This window comes from Chelatococcus sp. KU-N122, assembly GCF_055391085.1.
This window is the reverse complement of sequence record NZ_AP043981.1, coordinates 341,927-356,367: the sequence shown is the minus strand read 5'-3', so window position 1 is coordinate 356,367 and position 14,441 is coordinate 341,927. Positions and strand designations below refer to the sequence as shown.

12 protein-coding genes are annotated in these 14,441 nt (G+C 70.0%); 7 read left to right on the top strand and 5 right to left on the bottom strand.

Annotation, left to right across the window (positions count from 1 at the left end; translation table 11 throughout):
• Positions 1–106: 106 nt before the first annotated feature.
• Together ACZ5PO_RS01605 and ACZ5PO_RS01600 are read left to right on the top strand one after the other, a co-directional pair.
• On the top strand, positions 107–1,405 hold the full coding sequence (locus tag ACZ5PO_RS01605; protein ID WP_464189578.1) for an ArgE/DapE family deacylase: 1,299 nt from the start codon (positions 107–109) through the stop codon (positions 1,403–1,405).
• A gap of 14 nt (positions 1,406–1,419) precedes the next feature.
• A complete protein-coding gene (locus tag ACZ5PO_RS01600; protein WP_464189576.1) occupies positions 1,420–2,667 on the top strand; it encodes a Zn-dependent hydrolase in 1,248 nt (415 codons plus the stop codon).
• 110 nt (positions 2,668–2,777) lie between these two features.
• Here ACZ5PO_RS01600 and ung read toward each other — a convergent pair whose 3' ends face one another.
• Positions 2,778–3,506, bottom strand: a complete 729-nt coding sequence (gene ung, locus ACZ5PO_RS01595; RefSeq protein ID WP_464189574.1) for a uracil-DNA glycosylase — start codon at positions 3,504–3,506, stop codon at positions 2,778–2,780.
• Complete coding sequence (locus ACZ5PO_RS01590; RefSeq protein WP_464189572.1) at positions 3,481–5,016, bottom strand: bifunctional metallophosphatase/5'-nucleotidase; 1,536 nt, start codon at positions 5,014–5,016, stop codon at positions 3,481–3,483. The genes ung and ACZ5PO_RS01590 overlap by 26 nt, the downstream gene beginning before the upstream one ends.
• Positions 5,017–5,219: 203 nt before the next feature.
• On the opposite strand from ACZ5PO_RS01590, the gene hemH reads away from it, so the two are divergent.
• The 3 genes from hemH (at position 5,220) to ACZ5PO_RS01575 (ending at position 7,868) form a co-directional block, all read left to right on the top strand.
• The gene (gene hemH / locus ACZ5PO_RS01585; protein WP_464189570.1) at positions 5,220–6,293 is read left to right on the top strand and encodes a ferrochelatase; all 1,074 of its coding nucleotides are present in this window, start codon (positions 5,220–5,222) and stop codon (positions 6,291–6,293) included.
• 162 nt (positions 6,294–6,455) lie between these two features.
• Positions 6,456–7,391 carry an SPFH domain-containing protein gene (locus tag ACZ5PO_RS01580; protein ID WP_464196606.1) on the top strand — a complete coding sequence of 312 codons (936 nt, stop codon included), beginning with the start codon at positions 6,456–6,458 and terminating at the stop codon, positions 7,389–7,391.
• Positions 7,392–7,421: 30 nt separating this feature from the next.
• Positions 7,422–7,868: an NfeD family protein gene (locus tag ACZ5PO_RS01575; protein WP_464189568.1), complete on the top strand. Its 447-nt coding sequence runs from the start codon at positions 7,422–7,424 to the stop codon at positions 7,866–7,868.
• Between the two features lie 21 nt (positions 7,869–7,889).
• Here ACZ5PO_RS01575 and ACZ5PO_RS01570 read toward each other — a convergent pair whose 3' ends face one another.
• Together ACZ5PO_RS01570 and galU are read right to left on the bottom strand one after the other, a co-directional pair.
• On the bottom strand, positions 7,890–8,891 hold the full coding sequence (locus tag ACZ5PO_RS01570) for a KpsF/GutQ family sugar-phosphate isomerase (RefSeq protein WP_464189566.1): 1,002 nt from the start codon (positions 8,889–8,891) through the stop codon (positions 7,890–7,892).
• A gap of 67 nt (positions 8,892–8,958) precedes the next feature.
• On the bottom strand, positions 8,959–9,837 hold the full coding sequence (gene galU / locus ACZ5PO_RS01565) for a UTP--glucose-1-phosphate uridylyltransferase GalU (RefSeq protein WP_464189564.1): 879 nt from the start codon (positions 9,835–9,837) through the stop codon (positions 8,959–8,961).
• Positions 9,838–10,087: 250 nt separating this feature from the next.
• On the opposite strand from galU, the gene ACZ5PO_RS01560 reads away from it, so the two are divergent.
• Positions 10,088–11,185, top strand: coding sequence for a lytic murein transglycosylase (locus ACZ5PO_RS01560; RefSeq protein WP_464189562.1), 1,098 nt, complete (start codon positions 10,088–10,090; stop codon positions 11,183–11,185).
• A 162-nt stretch (positions 11,186–11,347) separates the two neighbouring features.
• Positions 11,348–12,802 carry an SGNH/GDSL hydrolase family protein gene (locus ACZ5PO_RS01555; protein ID WP_464189559.1) on the top strand — a complete coding sequence of 485 codons (1,455 nt, stop codon included), beginning with the start codon at positions 11,348–11,350 and terminating at the stop codon, positions 12,800–12,802.
• Between the two features lie 139 nt (positions 12,803–12,941).
• Here ACZ5PO_RS01555 and ACZ5PO_RS01550 read toward each other — a convergent pair whose 3' ends face one another.
• On the bottom strand, positions 12,942–14,360 hold the full coding sequence (locus tag ACZ5PO_RS01550; protein ID WP_464189557.1) for a glutamate synthase subunit beta: 1,419 nt from the start codon (positions 14,358–14,360) through the stop codon (positions 12,942–12,944).
• Positions 14,361–14,441 lie beyond the last annotated feature (81 nt).

Genomic DNA, 14,441 nt, shown 5'->3' with positions numbered 1-14,441 from the left:
GCCCGCCCTGCGCGGCGCGCGCACCCTCTTGCCGGGACGGACCGGACGGACGAGGATCGCGGCGGCGAGACGTGATCTCGACCTGCCGTGCACCCCGGAGTTCGTCTTGATTCTGGACCGACCGACGATTGATCTGGCCGCCGCCGTGGAGCAGAACTGGCCTGCGCAGCTCGACTGGCTGAAGGCGCTGGTCTCCTTTCCCAGCGTGCGCGGCAAGGAGGGTCCTTGCCAGGATTGGATCGCTCGCCAATTCGCCGCACGCGGCTGGCCGGTCGACCGCTACACGCTGGCGGAGGTCGACATGGCGCATCTGCCGGGCTTCTCGCCGGTCATGGACACCGACTACGCACAGGCGGTGCAGGTGGTCGCGGCGCTCAGGGCGCCCGAGCCCAAGGGCCGCAGTCTCATCCTGCAAGGGCACGTGGACGTGGTGCCGGAGGGGCCGCTCGACATGTGGGCGAGCCCGCCCTACGCGCCCGAGATCCGTGACGGCCGCATGTACGGCCGGGGCGTCTACGACATGAAGTCGGGCGTGACGGCCATGGTGTTCGCGCTCGATGCGCTGCGCACGGCGGGCTTCGCGCCGGCCTCCGACATCTACGTGCAGACCGTCACCGAGGAGGAGTGCACCGGCAACGGCGCGCTCTCCACCCTGGCGCGCGGCTACCGGGCCGACGCCTGCCTGATCCCCGAGCCCACCGGCCAGACCATCCTGCGCGGCACCGTCGGCGTCATGTGGTTCCGGCTGAAGATCCAGGGCCACCCGGTGCACGTCTCGGAAAGCGAGCACGGCACCAACGCCATCCTGTCGGCGTTCGGCCTCATCCAGGCGATCCAGGCCTTCACGCGCGAGCTCAACGAGCGGGTCAAGAGCCACCCCTGGTTCTCCAAGCTCGCCAACCCGATCAAGTTCAACCCGGGCAAGATCCGCGGTGGCGACTGGGCGAGCTCGACGCCGGCCTGGTGCGAGGTGGACTGCCGCATCGCCGTGCTGCCCGGCACGCCGCTGGCCGAGTTCCGCCAGGAGCTCGCCGCCGTCGTCGCCCGCGCCTCGCTCAACGACAGCTTCCTGTCCAACAACCCGCCGGAGGTGGTGTGGAACGGCTTCCAGGCCGACGACTACGTACTGGAGCCCGGGTCGGATTTCGAGGCGGCGATGCGGCGCGCGCACGTCGCCGTGGCCGGTGCCGGTGCCGAGCCCAAGGAATCGATCCTGCCGGCGGTGACCGACGGCCGCTTCTACGGGCGCTACTACGATATTCCGAGCCTGTGCTACGGCGCCGGAGGCGCTGCCGCGCACGGCTTTGACGAGTATCTCGATCTGGCGAGCTTCAAGCAGACGACGGTGGCGCTCGCCACCTTCATCGCCGACTGGTGCGGCGTGCGCCCCCTCGCCGCGGCCTGAGGGGGATCATCACCTTGAGCCTGCCCACCCTGTCCAATGCCCGCATCGACGGCCAGCGCTTCTGGTCCACCATCGAGCAATCGGCCGCCATCGGCACCTGGCGGCGCGGCCTCAGCCGGCTGACGCTCAGCGACGCCGACAAGGCCATCCGCGACCTGTTCGTCGAGTGGTGCGCGGCCGCCGGCCTCACCGTGCGCATCGACGAGGTCGGCAACATCTTCGGCCGGCGGGCCGGGCGCGAGGACCACCTCGCGCCCGTGCTGGTCGGCAGCCACCTCGACACCCAGGCCAACGGCGGGCGCTTCGACGGCATCGTCGGCGTCCTCGGCGCGCTCGAGCTGGTGCGGACCCTGAACGATATCGGCCACGTGACGCGGCGGCCGATCGAGATCGTCAACTGGACCAACGAGGAGGGCGCCCGCTTCTCGCCGCCGATGGTGGCCTCGGGCTGCTTCGCCGGCGTCTACGAGCGCGACTGGGTCTACGGGCGCACGGCCGACGACGGCGCCACCCTGGGCGGCGAGCTCGCGCGCATCGGTTATCGCGGCGAGGCGCCGGTCGGCGGCATCGTTCCCGACAGCTACCTGGAACTGCATATCGAGCAGGGCCCGATCCTCGACGCGGAGCGTATCCAGGTCGGCGTGGTCACACACGGCTACACCTCGCACGGGATGCTCGTCGAGTTCCGCGGCGAGACCGCCCATACCGGTCCGTGGCCGATGCAGAGCCGTCGCAGCGCCCTTGTCGCGGGCGCGCGTCTGGTGGCCGCCGTCGACGACATCGGCTGGGACTTCGCCCACGTCGGCGGCAAGGCGAGCGCGCCGCGGTTGCAGGCCTGGCCGAACCGCGCCGGCATTCTCTCCGAATGGGCGCAGGTGGTGTGCGACGTGCGCCAGGACGATCCGGTGATCGCCGGCATCATGGCCGAGCGGGTGCAGCGCGCCGTGGGCGAGGCGGCGGCCAGGGCCGGCTGCACCTGCGAGGTGCTCGACCGCTGGAACTGGGGCGGGCGCATCTTCGACGACACCATGGTGGGCCTGGTGCGCGACACCGCCGCGACGCTCGGCTACAGCCATCGGGACATCGCCAGCCAGGCCGGCCACGACGCCTATTTCCTGGCCCGCATCTGCCCCACCGCCATGATCTTCACGCCCTGCCGCGGCGGCATCACCCACAACGACGGCGAGGACGCGTCGCTCGACGAGCTGGCGCCCGGAGCGAACGTGCTGCTGCACGCCGCCGTCGCGCGGGCGGATCGGTAGGCGGCTGGATTAGAGCATGATCCCAAAAAGTGGACGCCGGTTTTTGGAAAAGATCATGCTTAAATAAAGACTTAGAGCGGGATGATGATTCGAAGAAAAATCATCCCGCTCTAGCGCGTCAGGTCCCAGTCGATCGGTGCCGCGCCGCGGGCGGTGAGCCAGGCGTTGGCGCGGCTGAATGGTCGCGAGCCGAAGAAGCCGGCGTGGGCGGACAGCGGCGAGGGGTGCGCCGACTCGATGATGCCGTGGCGGGCCGGATCGATCAGCGCGGCTCGCCGGCGCGCGTCGGCGCCCCACAGGATGAACACCGCAGGCCTGGGGCTCGCCGCGACGGCGCGGACCACCTCATCCGCGAGCCGGTCCCAGCCGAGCTTGCGGTGGGCGCCGGCCCGGCCGGCCTCGACGCTGAGGCAGGTGTTGAGCAGCAGCACGCCGCGCTCGGCCCACGGCGCCAGCGATCCGCTCGCTGGTGGCGGACAGCCGACGTCGGCGGCGAGCTCCTTGAAGATGTTGCGCAGGGATGGCGGCAGCTTGGCCGCGCGCTCGACGGAAAAGGCGAGGCCATGCGCGTCGCCCGGTGTCGGGTAGGGGTCCTGGCCCAGGATCACCGCCTTCACCGCGCCGGGCGGCGTCGCCACCAGCGCCCGCAGCAGGTCGGCGGGGGCCGGCAGGATGCGGGCGCCGGCCGCCACCTGCGCATCGAGCGTCGCGGCGAGCCGCGCCGCCGCGCCGCCGGCGAAGAACGGCAGGTCGCCCCAGCCGCCGCCTGCGGCCCGGAAGGACGCGACGGCCGCCGCGTAGCTCAGGCGCGCCTCAGGGGACGATCGCGATGCGATCATCGGTCTTGATGGTGACGGTCCCGAGCTTGCGCAGGTAGGCCATCACGTCGTTGGCCAGCAGGCGGTTGCCGGTGTCGGCGGTGGCATCGGAGGTGCCGGCGAGCATGGCGTAGCCGTCGCCGCCCTTCAGCATGAAGTCGTTGGTGGCGACCGTGTAGGTCGCCTGCGGCTCGAGCGCACGGCCGTCGACCTGCGCCGATACGACGCGCGCCCCCGCCGGCCGGGCGGTATCGACCTCGACCGTCATGCCGGAGATCTGCGGGAAGCGGCCGGCCCGGCTGTCGAGCCTGGAGAAGCCGTTCTCCAGGGCGGCGCGCAGCTGCTGGCCGGAGACGGTGGCCACCACCGTCTTGTTGCCGAACGGCAGCTCGGTCAGCACGTCCTTGCGGGTGAAGATGGAGCCCGCCGGGTAGACGCGGTTGCCGCGGATGCCGCCGCCGTTGAGGATGGCGACGTCGGCGCCGGTGGCGCGGCGGATGGCATCGGCGAACAGGTCACCGATCGCCGTCTCGCGGTAGCGCACGCTGGCGTTGCGGCTGTCGAGCTCGACGCCGAGCGTGGCCAGCGGCTCGTCGAGCGCGCGCGACAGATCCTGCTCCAGCTGGCGCACCCGGACGAGGACCACCGGATCGGGCGCGACCGTCAGGGTGTCGTGGATGCGGAAGCCCGGCGACCAGACGAGCGTTGCCGGTGCGCCCTCGGCTGCGGGCGTGCGCTTGACGTAGATGTCGACCGAGGTGACGAAATTGGCATCGTGGTTGGATTCGACCATCGCCGCCTCGTCGTCGTACTCGATGGCGAGGTCGTGGTCGTGCCCGGTGAGCAGCACGTCGACCAGCTTGGATTTGACGATGCGGACGTCCATGGCACGGTCGGTATGGGTCACCGCCACGATGAACTCGGCGCCCTCCTGGCGTAGCGCCAGCGTCTGCTGCCGCAGCGTATCGATGATCGGCCCGAACCGCAGATCGCCCGGGTTCGACTGCAGCGGCGTCTCGGTGAGGGCCAGGCCGACGAGGCCGACCTTGACGCCGCCGAGCTCGTAGATCTGCCGGTCGTTATGGCGCGGCAGCGGACGGCCCTCGGCGTCGCGCAGGTTGGCGGCGAAGACCGGCGCGTTCAGCTCGCCGATGCGCTGGAGATAGACCTGCTGGCCGAAGTCGAACTCGTGGTTGCCCGGCACGAATACGTCGGGGACCACCATGTTGGTCAGCTCGACGATGTGGGCGCCGTGGTCGAAGCCCGACATCAGCGAGGGGGAGAAGGTGTCGCCGGCGTGGCAGAACAGCATCGGCACGCCGCGGGCCCGCTCGGCCTTCACCACCGCTGCGAGCTTGGGAAAGCCGCCGCGACCGCCTTCGGCGTCCATGCGATAGATGTCGTTGACCAGGAGAAAGCTGAAGGTCGGCTTCGGGGCCGCCGCCTCCTGCGCCTCCGCCGGTCCGCCCGCCGCAGCCAGCATCGGCAGCGCGAGGGCACCAAGCGCCCCGCGACGCGTTACCTCACCCATGCCCCAATCTCCCAAAGCCCCTATGGGTAGGCGGCCACAGCTGCGTCACGGCCGGGCTTGACCCGGCCCTCCATCGACTCAAGAAACAGGCCCGAGCCGCGACAGGTTTTCAGAGCGGATGGATGGCCGGGTCAAGCCCGGCCATGACGTCGATCCCGAAACCGGACAACGCCTTCCGCGGGCGGAGCCATAGCCGATCTGCGATGACCGACACAGACAAACGTGAGCCGCCGGCCAACCCCGCTCCTCAGGCCGCGGGGCGGCCGGCGGGCCATCCGGCGGCCCCCACCGGCCGCATCGGCGTGCTGCTGCTCAATCTCGGCACGCCCGAAGGCACCGACTACTGGTCGATGCGGCGCTACCTCAAGGAGTTCCTCTCCGATCGCCGGGTGATCGAGACATCGCGTCTGATCTGGTGGCCGGTGCTCAACCTGATCATCCTGACCAAGAGGCCCGGGCCGAAGGGCCGCGACTATGCGTCGATCTGGAACGACGAGCGCGACGAGGGGCCGCTGAAGACGGTCACGCGGGCGCAAGCCGAGAGGCTGGCCGCAGACCTCGCCGCCGTCGACGGCCGCGTGGTCGTCGACTGGGCCATGCGCTACGGCTTTCCGGCCATCGACGAGCGGCTGCGGGCGCTCCAGGCGCAGGGCTGCGACCGCATCCTGCTGCTGCCGCTGTACCCGCAATACGCGGCGGCGACGACGGCGACCGTGTGCGACCATGCGTTTCGCGCGCTGATGAAGATGCGCTGGCAGCCGACGATCCGCTCGGCGCCGCCCTACCACGACGATCCGGTCTACATCGACGCGGTCGTCACTTCGCTCAGGCGGCACCTGGCCGCGCTGAGCTTCGAGCCGGAGGTGATCCTGGTCTCGTTCCACGGCATGCCCAAGGACTACCTGCTCAAGGGCGACCCCTACCATTGCCAGTGCGTCAAGACCTGGCGGCTCATGGGCGAGGCCATGGGGCTTGGAGAGGATCGCCTGCGCATGAGCTTCCAGTCGCGGTTCGGTAAGGGCGAGTGGCTCACGCCCTACACCGACGAGACGGTGAAGGCGCTCGCCCGCGGCGGCGTCAAGCGTCTCGCCGTGGTGACGCCGGGCTTTTCCGCCGACTGCCTGGAGACGCTGGAGGAGATCGGCGTCGAGAACGCCGGCTACTTTACCGACAACGGCGGCGAGCACTTCGCCGCCATTCCCTGCTTGAACGACAGCGACGAGGGCATGGCCGTGATCCGTCATCTGGCCTTGCGGGAGCTCCAGGGCTGGTTGTGAGGCCGCCGGCGACGCTGACGCCGATGTGGCTTGGCTGCGCCGTGCCGATCGGTCAGACTTTCGGCTGCGCCGGCATCTGCCGAATCGGTTCGCGGCGCGCGGGAGGGGGCCGTGCCGCTCGGCGTCAATATCGTCGTCATCGCCCTGGTGCTGCTCGCCGTGATGACGGCGGCGGCGGGGGTGCGCACCATTCCGCAGGGCTACGCCTATACGGTCGAGCGCTTCGGCCGGTATTCGCGCACCCTGGGGCCCGGGCTCGGGCTCATCCTGCCCTACGTCGAGCGCGTCGGCCACCGCGTCAACATGATGGAGCAGGTGCTCGACGTCCCGAGCCAGGAGGCCATCACCAAGGACAACGCCGGGGTGCGCATCGACGCGGTGGCCTTCTACCAGGTGCTCGATGCGGCCCGGGCCTCCTACGAGGTGGCCAATCTGCCCTTCGCCATCCTCACCCTGACGATGACCAACATCCGCACCGTCGTCGGCTCGATGGACCTCGACCAGCTGCTGTCGCATCGCGACGACATCAACGAGCGCTTGCTGCGCGTGATGGATGCAGCCGCCTCGCCCTGGGGCGTGAAGATAACGCGCATCGAGATCAAGGACATCATTCCGCCGCCGGCCATCGCCGAGGCCATGACGCGGCAGATGCGGGCCGAACGCGAGAAGCGCGCCAACGTGCTGGAGGCCGAGGGCTTGCGCCAGGCCGCGATCCTGCGCGCCGAAGGCGACAAGCAGGCGCAGATCCTGGCCGCCGAGGGCCGCAAGGAGGCCGCCTTCCGTGACGCCGAGGCGCGCGAGCGCCAGGCCCAGGCGGAGGCGCTCGCCACCGGCGTGGTCTCGTCCGCCATCGCCGCCGGCGATCCGGCGGCGGTGAATTTCCTGGTGGCGGAAAAATACGTGGACGCGTTCCGCACCCTGGCGGCGGCGCCCAATCAAAGGGTCGTCGTCGTGCCCTACGAGATGGGCGGCCTCGTCGGCACCCTGGGCGGCATGGCCGAGATCGCGCGGCAGGTGTTCGGCGACGGCTCGGCCGGGGCGTCCCCGCGCACCGCTCCCGTCCGCCGGGCGGGCACCGTGCCGCCGACCGGCGCCTGAAGGCGTGGCGCCCATGCTCGCCGACCCGACATGATGAATTCGTCGCTCGGACCTTGGCTGTTCATCCTCGCCGGCCTGGTGTTGATGGCGGCGGAAATGGTCGTCCCCGGCGCCTTCCTGGTCTGGTTCGGCATCGCCGCCGTGGCGACGGGCCTGGTCGACCTGGTCTTGGCCCCGCCCTGGCAGGCCAGTCTCGTGTTGTTCTGCGTCTTCGCTGTCGCAGCGGTGCTCGCGGCGCGGTGGCTCACCCGGACGCGGGGCGTGCCGGACGAGGGCGAGCAGCCGTTCCTCAACCGCCGTGGCGATGCCCTGATCGGCCGCAGCTTTCCGCTGGCCTCGGCGATCGTCGACGGCCACGGCACGATCCGCGTCGATGATACGATCTGGCGCGTGACCGGGCCGAGCGCCGCCGCCGGCGAGCAGGTTCGGGTGCTGCGGGTGGTCGGCGTCAGCCTGGAGGTCGAGCGCGTGGAGTGATCACGCGCGGTCGGGAAGCGCTCAGGCCACGCCGGCGCGCAGCAGGTCGAGGTAATGCACCAGGCCCACCGGCTTACGCGCCTCGACCACGACGATGGCGGTGATCTTGGCTGTCTCCTGGATCTCCAGGGCCTTGGCCAGCAGGGTGTCCGGTCCGACGGTGCGCGGGTTGCGCGTCATCACGTCGTCGACTAGCTCCGCCTCCAGGTTCGGCTTGAAGTGGCGGCGCAGGTCACCGTCGGTGACGATGCCGGCGAGGCCGCCGTCGGCGCGGGTCACGATGACGCAGCCGAAGCCTTTGCTGGTGATCTCGTCGATGGCCTCGCCCATCGGCGCGCCGAGCTGCACGATCGGCAGGCGGGCGCCGGTGTGCATGATCTCGCGCACGTGCTTGAGCTGGGCGCCGAGCTTGCCGCCGGGATGCAGCACGCGGAAGTCCTGGCGGGAGAAGCCGCGCGCTTCGAGCAGCGCCACGGCGAGCGCGTCGCCGACCACGATCTGCAGCGTCGTCGAGGTCGTCGGCGCCAGCCCGTTCGGGCAGGCCTCGTCGACCGCCGGCAGCACCAGGGCGATCTCCGCCTGCCGGGCGAGTGTCGACGAGGCGTTGGAGGTGAGGGCGATCAGCGGCACGCGGAACCGCTTGGTGTGGGCGACGATGTCCGACAGCTCGGCCGTCTCGCCCGACCAGGAGAGCGCCAGGAGCACGTCGCCCGGCTGGATCATGCCGAGATCGCCGTGGCTCGCCTCGGCAGGATGGACGAAATAGGTCGGCGTGCCGGTCGACGACATGGTCGCCGCGACCTTGCGGCCGACATGCCCGGACTTGCCCATGCCGGTGATGATGACGCGCCCGCTGCTCGCCGCGATCAGGCCGACGGCAGCCGCGAACGGCTCGCCGAGACCGTTGGCAAAGGCCGCCTCGAGGGCGGCCAAGCCGGCGCGCTCCACGCTGAGGGTGCGGAGGGCGGAGGCGACCGGGCTCACGTCGGCGGGGCGGCGCGATAGGGGAACGGAGCGAAGCACTCGCAATCCATAGCACGGGCGGCGCCGTTGGGCGACACGCCCTCCGGCGACGACGGGGAACCCCGTCTCAGCCCTTGGCCAGCATCGCCTCGAGCTCGGCTCGGAACGGCCCGGCCAGCTCCTCGCGGGCAAGCGCGTAGGCCACGTTCGCCATCAGGAAGCCGATCTTCGATCCGCAATCGTGGATCTGGCCGTCGAACCGGGTGGCGAAGAAGGCCTGCTCCCGCGAGAGCTGGATCATCGCGTCGGTCAGCTGGATTTCGCCGCCGGTGCCGCGTTCCTGCTGGGCCAGCAGCTCGAAGATGCGCGGCTGCAGGATGTAGCGGCCGGAGATGGCGAGGTTCGACGGCGACGTGCCTTTCTTCGGCTTCTCGACCATGGCGGTGATCGGGTAGACCCCTTCACGCTCGGGCTCGATGCCGACGATGCCGTACTGGTGCGTCTGGTCCTGCGGCACCTCGTAGACGGCGATGAGGTTGCCGCCGTGCCGGTCGTAGGCCGTGCGCATGTCGGCCAGGCACGGCCGGTCGCCCAGGTGCAGCATGTCCGGCAGCAGCAGGGCAAACGGCTCGTCGCCGACGATCTCCCGGGCGCACCACACGGCGTGGCCGAGCCCCAGGGGCGCCTGCTGGCGGGTGAAGCTGGTCTGGCCGGCCCCCGGCAGGTCCCTCAGCAGGGCCTCGAGCTCCCTGGTCTTGCCGCGGTCGGCAAGCGTGTGCTCAAGCTCGTACTGGCTGTCGAAATGGTCCTCGATGACGCCCTTGTTGCGGCCGGTGACGAAGATGAAGTGCTCGATGCCGGCGGCCTTGGCCTCGTCGACCACGTGCTGGATGACGGGGCGATCCACCACCGTCAGCATCTCCTTGGGCATCGCCTTGGTGGCCGGCAGGAAGCGAGTGCCGAGCCCCGCGACGGGGAACACGGCTTTGCGGATCGGCTTTGTCATGGAGGCTCGTTCGGCTAGAGGGACGAGAGACGGGCTTTCTCTCTAGATTCTGTGGACGGGCGTCAAGCTGAGCAGGCGCCTTTTCGTGTCTGCAAACTCCGTTCCATGGCCGTTTTGTTCCGTTCGGAGCCCCTCGATTCAAGCTTTCTTAAGCGGCGACCTGTCCTGTTCCAGGGATGGCGAGGGATCGAACATGACGGCTCCGGTCAAGTCTGCTGGCGGCGGACGCGGACATGGATTCACAGGCGGCGTGGCGCGTCTCGGCCGTTCCGGCGCGGCGCTCGCCATCTGTGCCCTGGCGGGCTGCGCCGGCTCGCCGATCCTCCCCGGCGCCAGCGAGACCGCCGCGGTGGCGACCACCGGGTCTATTGCGCCCGCCGGCGCCCGGAGCAGTGACGACCGGGCGACGGGGAGCTTCGGCAGCTTCGTCGCGCAGCTGTGGCCCGAGGCCCAGGCGCGCGGCGTCTCCCGTGCCACCTTCGACGCCGCGTTCGCCGGCGTCGCGCCCGATCCCAAGATCATCGCGCTCACGCGCCGGCAAGCCGAGTTCGTGCGGCCGGCCGGGGACTACCTCTCCAAGGCGGTGACGGCCGCCCGGCTGGAGCGCGGCGGCCAGCTCGCCGGCGAGTATGCCTCGACGTTGAATGCGATCGCCGCCACCTACGGTGTCGACCGTGCCGCCATCATCGGCGTCTGGGGCATGGAGACGAACTTCGGAACCAACTTCGGCAAGAGCTACGTCATCCGCTCCCTCGCCACGCTCGCCTACGAGCGCTATCGGGGCGACTATTTCAAGCGGGAGCTGCTGGTCGCGCTTCAGATCCTGCAGGAGGGACACATCGCCGCTGCCGAGATGCAGGGCTCGTGGGCCGGCGCCATGGGGCAGACGCAATTCATGCCGACCAGCTTCATGGCCTACGCCGTGGACTACGACCACGACGGCCGGCGCGACATCTGGCGCTCGGTGCCGGATGCGCTCGCCTCCACCGCCAACTACCTCAAGAAGCACGGCTGGGTCACCGGGCTGCCGTGGGGCTTCGAGGTAGTGCTGCCGCCCGGTCCGATGGCCGAGGGAACCAAGCACTCGTTCGCGGCCTGGGCGGCCGCCGGCGCCCGGCGCGCCGACGGCAAGGCCTTCCCTGCCCACGGCGAGGCGAGCGTGCTGCGCCCTGCGGGCGCCGGCGGTCCGGCCTTCCTGGTGACGCGCAACTTCTTCGTCATCAAGCGCTACAACAATGCGACGTCGTATGCGCTCGGGGTCGCCCATCTGGGCGACCGCATCTACGGCGGGGCGCCGATCCAGGCAGCGTGGCCGACGGCGCCCGTGACCACAGGCTCGATTCGCTGACGCGCTGCCGCATCGCGCGCCTCCATCGGAAGGCAGGGTCCGCCGAGGAGAGAAGCTCTCCAGATTCTAGGCTCGAGGCGCTATAGTGCGGCCGCAAAGTGCTGCTTGAGGAGGGCCTGGCCGTCGGCGCGAGCCACGGCCGGGTTGCCGTTCGAGAGGGACATGATCCACCGGAAGCTGGTTGTGTTGACCTGCGCCGTCCTGGCCTGCCTGGCGACAGGTGGGGTGACGGTCAGTGCGCTCGACTCCGACCTGCGCAGCCCGTTGTTCCAGCGGTCCAATCGGCCGCCGCCGCGGCAGTATTCTCGCCCCGCGCCGAGCCCTCAGCGGCCGCCGGCGCCGCCGCGCGGCTTCTTCGAGTCCCTGTTCGGCGGAGGGGCGCCGCCGCCGGCCGCGGCGCCGGCTCGCCCGCCCAGACCGACCTATGTCCATCGGCCCTACTACCGGCCCGTGCAGCGGGAGGCAGAGCCGCGGATGGAATACCGGCGCGCGCCGCCGGTCTATCGTCGTGCGCAGCCGGAGTACCGGCGCGCGCAGCCGGAGGAGGTCGAACAGCCTCGCAGCATTCGCCGCAGCAGCCGGCACGTCCCCCGGTACGACGGTCCGGCGCCGTCGCTGCCCATGCGCCGGGCAGCGCGCTCGCCGGCGCGCGAAGCCGTCAAGCCGAAGGTGAACCCGTCGACCTTCATCGCCGTCTTCGGCGACGGCCTGGGCCAGGCGCTGGCGCAAGGTCTCGACGTGGCGATGAGCGACAACCAGGACGTGGTGGTCACCAGCAAGGCCAACGGTGAGGCGAGCCTGGCGCGGTTGGATGCCTACGACCTGTCCAAGGCGGCGCAGGAGGCGCTGGCCGGCCACGACAAGCTGAGCATCGCGGTCATCATGGTGGGGACCAACGATCGCCAGCCGATCAAGGACGGCGAGACGGTGGCCGAGCCCGGCAGCGACCGCTGGCTCCAGCTCTACAGCGCTCGCGTCGCCGACCTGGTCAAGGGCTTCGCGGACAGGAAGATCCCGGTGATCTGGGCTGGCCAGCCGCCGATGAAGGACGAGAAATTGTCGGGCGAGATGGCCGCCTTGAACACCCTCGACCGCGGCTTGGTCGAGCGGGCGGGCGGCGTGTTCGTCGACGTCTGGGAGGCCTTCGTCGACGCCGACAACCGCTACTCGGCCTACGGCCCCGACGTCTCCGGCGAAAAGGTCAAGCTACGCAGCAACGACGGTGTTCATTTTACCAAGGCGGGCGAACGTAAGCTGGCTCACTTCGTCAATGTCGAGATCAGGCGTATCCTCGACTCCAAATCGGCGACCGCTGGCTTGTCGCTCAAGCCGTCGGCGGGCCCCGAGACGACCGACCCGGCGGAGCTCATCGATCGGCAGATGACCGCGCTGCCGGAGTTGCCGGGCAGCGCAGGCCTCGCGGCAAAGCCCTTGGCCGGCCCCATCCTGCCGCTGACCGAGACGGAGGTGACCCCCGGTGGCGTGCTGCTGGCGACCGCCCCGAAGAAGACGGGCGATGCGTCGGCCCTGATCGATCGTGTGTTCGGGGAGGGCCTTGCGGTCGATCCGCGGCCCGGCCGCGCCGACGATTTCCGCTGGCCGAAGCAGGGATCGTAAGGCCGTGGTCCGTCGCCAGGCGAAGCTTGGCGCGGGGCAAATCTTGCGAGACCAAGCCGAAGCCGGCATGTGAACGGGCGGCCAGGCCGGCGCCACACCACCCATCAAGCGGTGTCTTGAAACCCCGCGGTTGCCCGGATCACCGCGGCAGCGTCGAACGGCCCTGCAGGAACTCGTCCACCGAGCGGGCGCACTGGCGGCCTTCGCGGATGGCCCAGACGACCAGCGACTGGCCGCGGCGCATGTCGCCGGCCGCGAACACCTTGTCGCGCGACGAGCGATAGTCGCGCGTGTTGGCGGCGACATTGCCGCGCGGGTCGAAGCCGACGGCCAACTCGGTCAGCAGGCCGTCGTGGACCGGCTGGGTGAAGCCCATGGCGAGGAGCACCAGGTCCGCCTTGAGCTCGAACTCGGTGCCCGCCACCGGCTTGAAGGCGGAGTCGACCCGTGTGCAGGCGACCGCCTTGACGCGGCCGCTCTCGCCGACGAAGCGGCTGGTGGACACGGCGAACTCCCGCGCCGCCCCTTCCTCGTGGCTCGACGACGTGCGCAGCTTCAGCGGCCAGTCCGGCCAGGTCAGCAGCTTGTTCTCCTTCTCCGGCGGCAGCGGCATGATTTCCAGCTGGGTGACCGACAGGGCTCCCTGACGCACCGAGGTGCCGATGCAGTCCGAGCCGGTATCGCCGCCGCCGATGACCACGACATGCTTGCCCGAAGCGAGGATCGGCTTGCCGGTGTCCACGTTCTCGCGGCTGACGCGGCGGTTCTGCTGCGGCAGGAACTCCATGGCGAAATGAACGCCGGTGAGGTCGCGGCCCTCGATCGGCAGATCGCGCGGCTTCTCGGCGCCGCCGGTCAGGACGACGGCGTCGTGCGTGTCGAGCAGCTCCTGGGCCGGGACGGTCACGCCGACATGGCAGTTGTAATGGAAGGTGACGCCTTCGGCCTCCATCTGCGCCACGCGCCGGTCGATGTGGTGCTTCTCCATCTTGAAGTCGGGGATGCCATAGCGCAGCAGGCCGCCGGCGCGGCCGTGCTTCTCGTACACGTGCACGTCATGGCCGGCGCGGGCCAGTTGCTGGGCGCAGGCGAGCCCCGCCGGGCCCGAGCCCACGATGGCGACGCGCTTGCCGGTCTTGGTGTCCGGCGGCAGCGGGGCGATCCAGCCTTCGGCCCAGCCCTTGTCGATGATCGCACACTCGATCGTCTTGATGGTCACCGGGGCATCGGTGAGGTTCAGCGTGCACGAGGCTTCGCACGGCGCCGGACAGATGCGGCCGGTGAACTCGGGGAAGTTGTTGGTGGAATGGAGGTTGCGGAGCGCCTCTTCCCAGCTGCCGTGGTAGACGAGGTCGTTCCAGTCCGGGATCTGGTTGTTCACCGGACAACCATTGTGACAATACGGGATGCCGCATTCCATGCAGCGCGCCGCCTGGTCACGGGTGCCTTGCTCGCCCAGCGGGATCACGAATTCCTGGTAGTGGCGAATGCGATCCGACGCAGGCCGATACTTGCGGTCCTGACGATCGATCTCCATGAAGCCGGTCACCTTGCCCATCGCCTGCGAAAGCCCCTCTCACGCATCCGGTGCGTGCCACTATTTAGCTATTCGAATTCCAACCTGTGCGGAAGCGAAGAG

What these genes read in the sequence shown, in the direction of transcription:
- ung (WP_464189574.1), bottom strand. Translation starts at nt 3,506, where the DNA reads ATGATCGCATCGCGATCGTCCCCTGAGGCGCGCCTGAGCTACGCGGCG.
- ACZ5PO_RS01550 (WP_464189557.1), bottom strand. Translation starts at nt 14,360, where the DNA reads ATGGGCAAGGTGACCGGCTTCATGGAGATCGATCGTCAGGACCGCAAG.
- ACZ5PO_RS01580 (WP_464196606.1), top strand. Translation starts at nt 6,456, where the DNA reads ATGACGGCGGCGGCGGGGGTGCGCACCATTCCGCAGGGCTACGCCTAT.
- galU (WP_464189564.1), bottom strand. Translation starts at nt 9,837, where the DNA reads ATGACAAAGCCGATCCGCAAAGCCGTGTTCCCCGTCGCGGGGCTCGGC.
- ACZ5PO_RS01555 (WP_464189559.1), top strand. Translation starts at nt 11,348, where the DNA reads ATGATCCACCGGAAGCTGGTTGTGTTGACCTGCGCCGTCCTGGCCTGC.
- hemH (WP_464189570.1), top strand. Translation starts at nt 5,220, where the DNA reads ATGACCGACACAGACAAACGTGAGCCGCCGGCCAACCCCGCTCCTCAG.
- ACZ5PO_RS01590 (WP_464189572.1), bottom strand. Translation starts at nt 5,016, where the DNA reads ATGGGTGAGGTAACGCGTCGCGGGGCGCTTGGTGCCCTCGCGCTGCCG.
- ACZ5PO_RS01575 (WP_464189568.1), top strand. Translation starts at nt 7,422, where the DNA reads ATGATGAATTCGTCGCTCGGACCTTGGCTGTTCATCCTCGCCGGCCTG.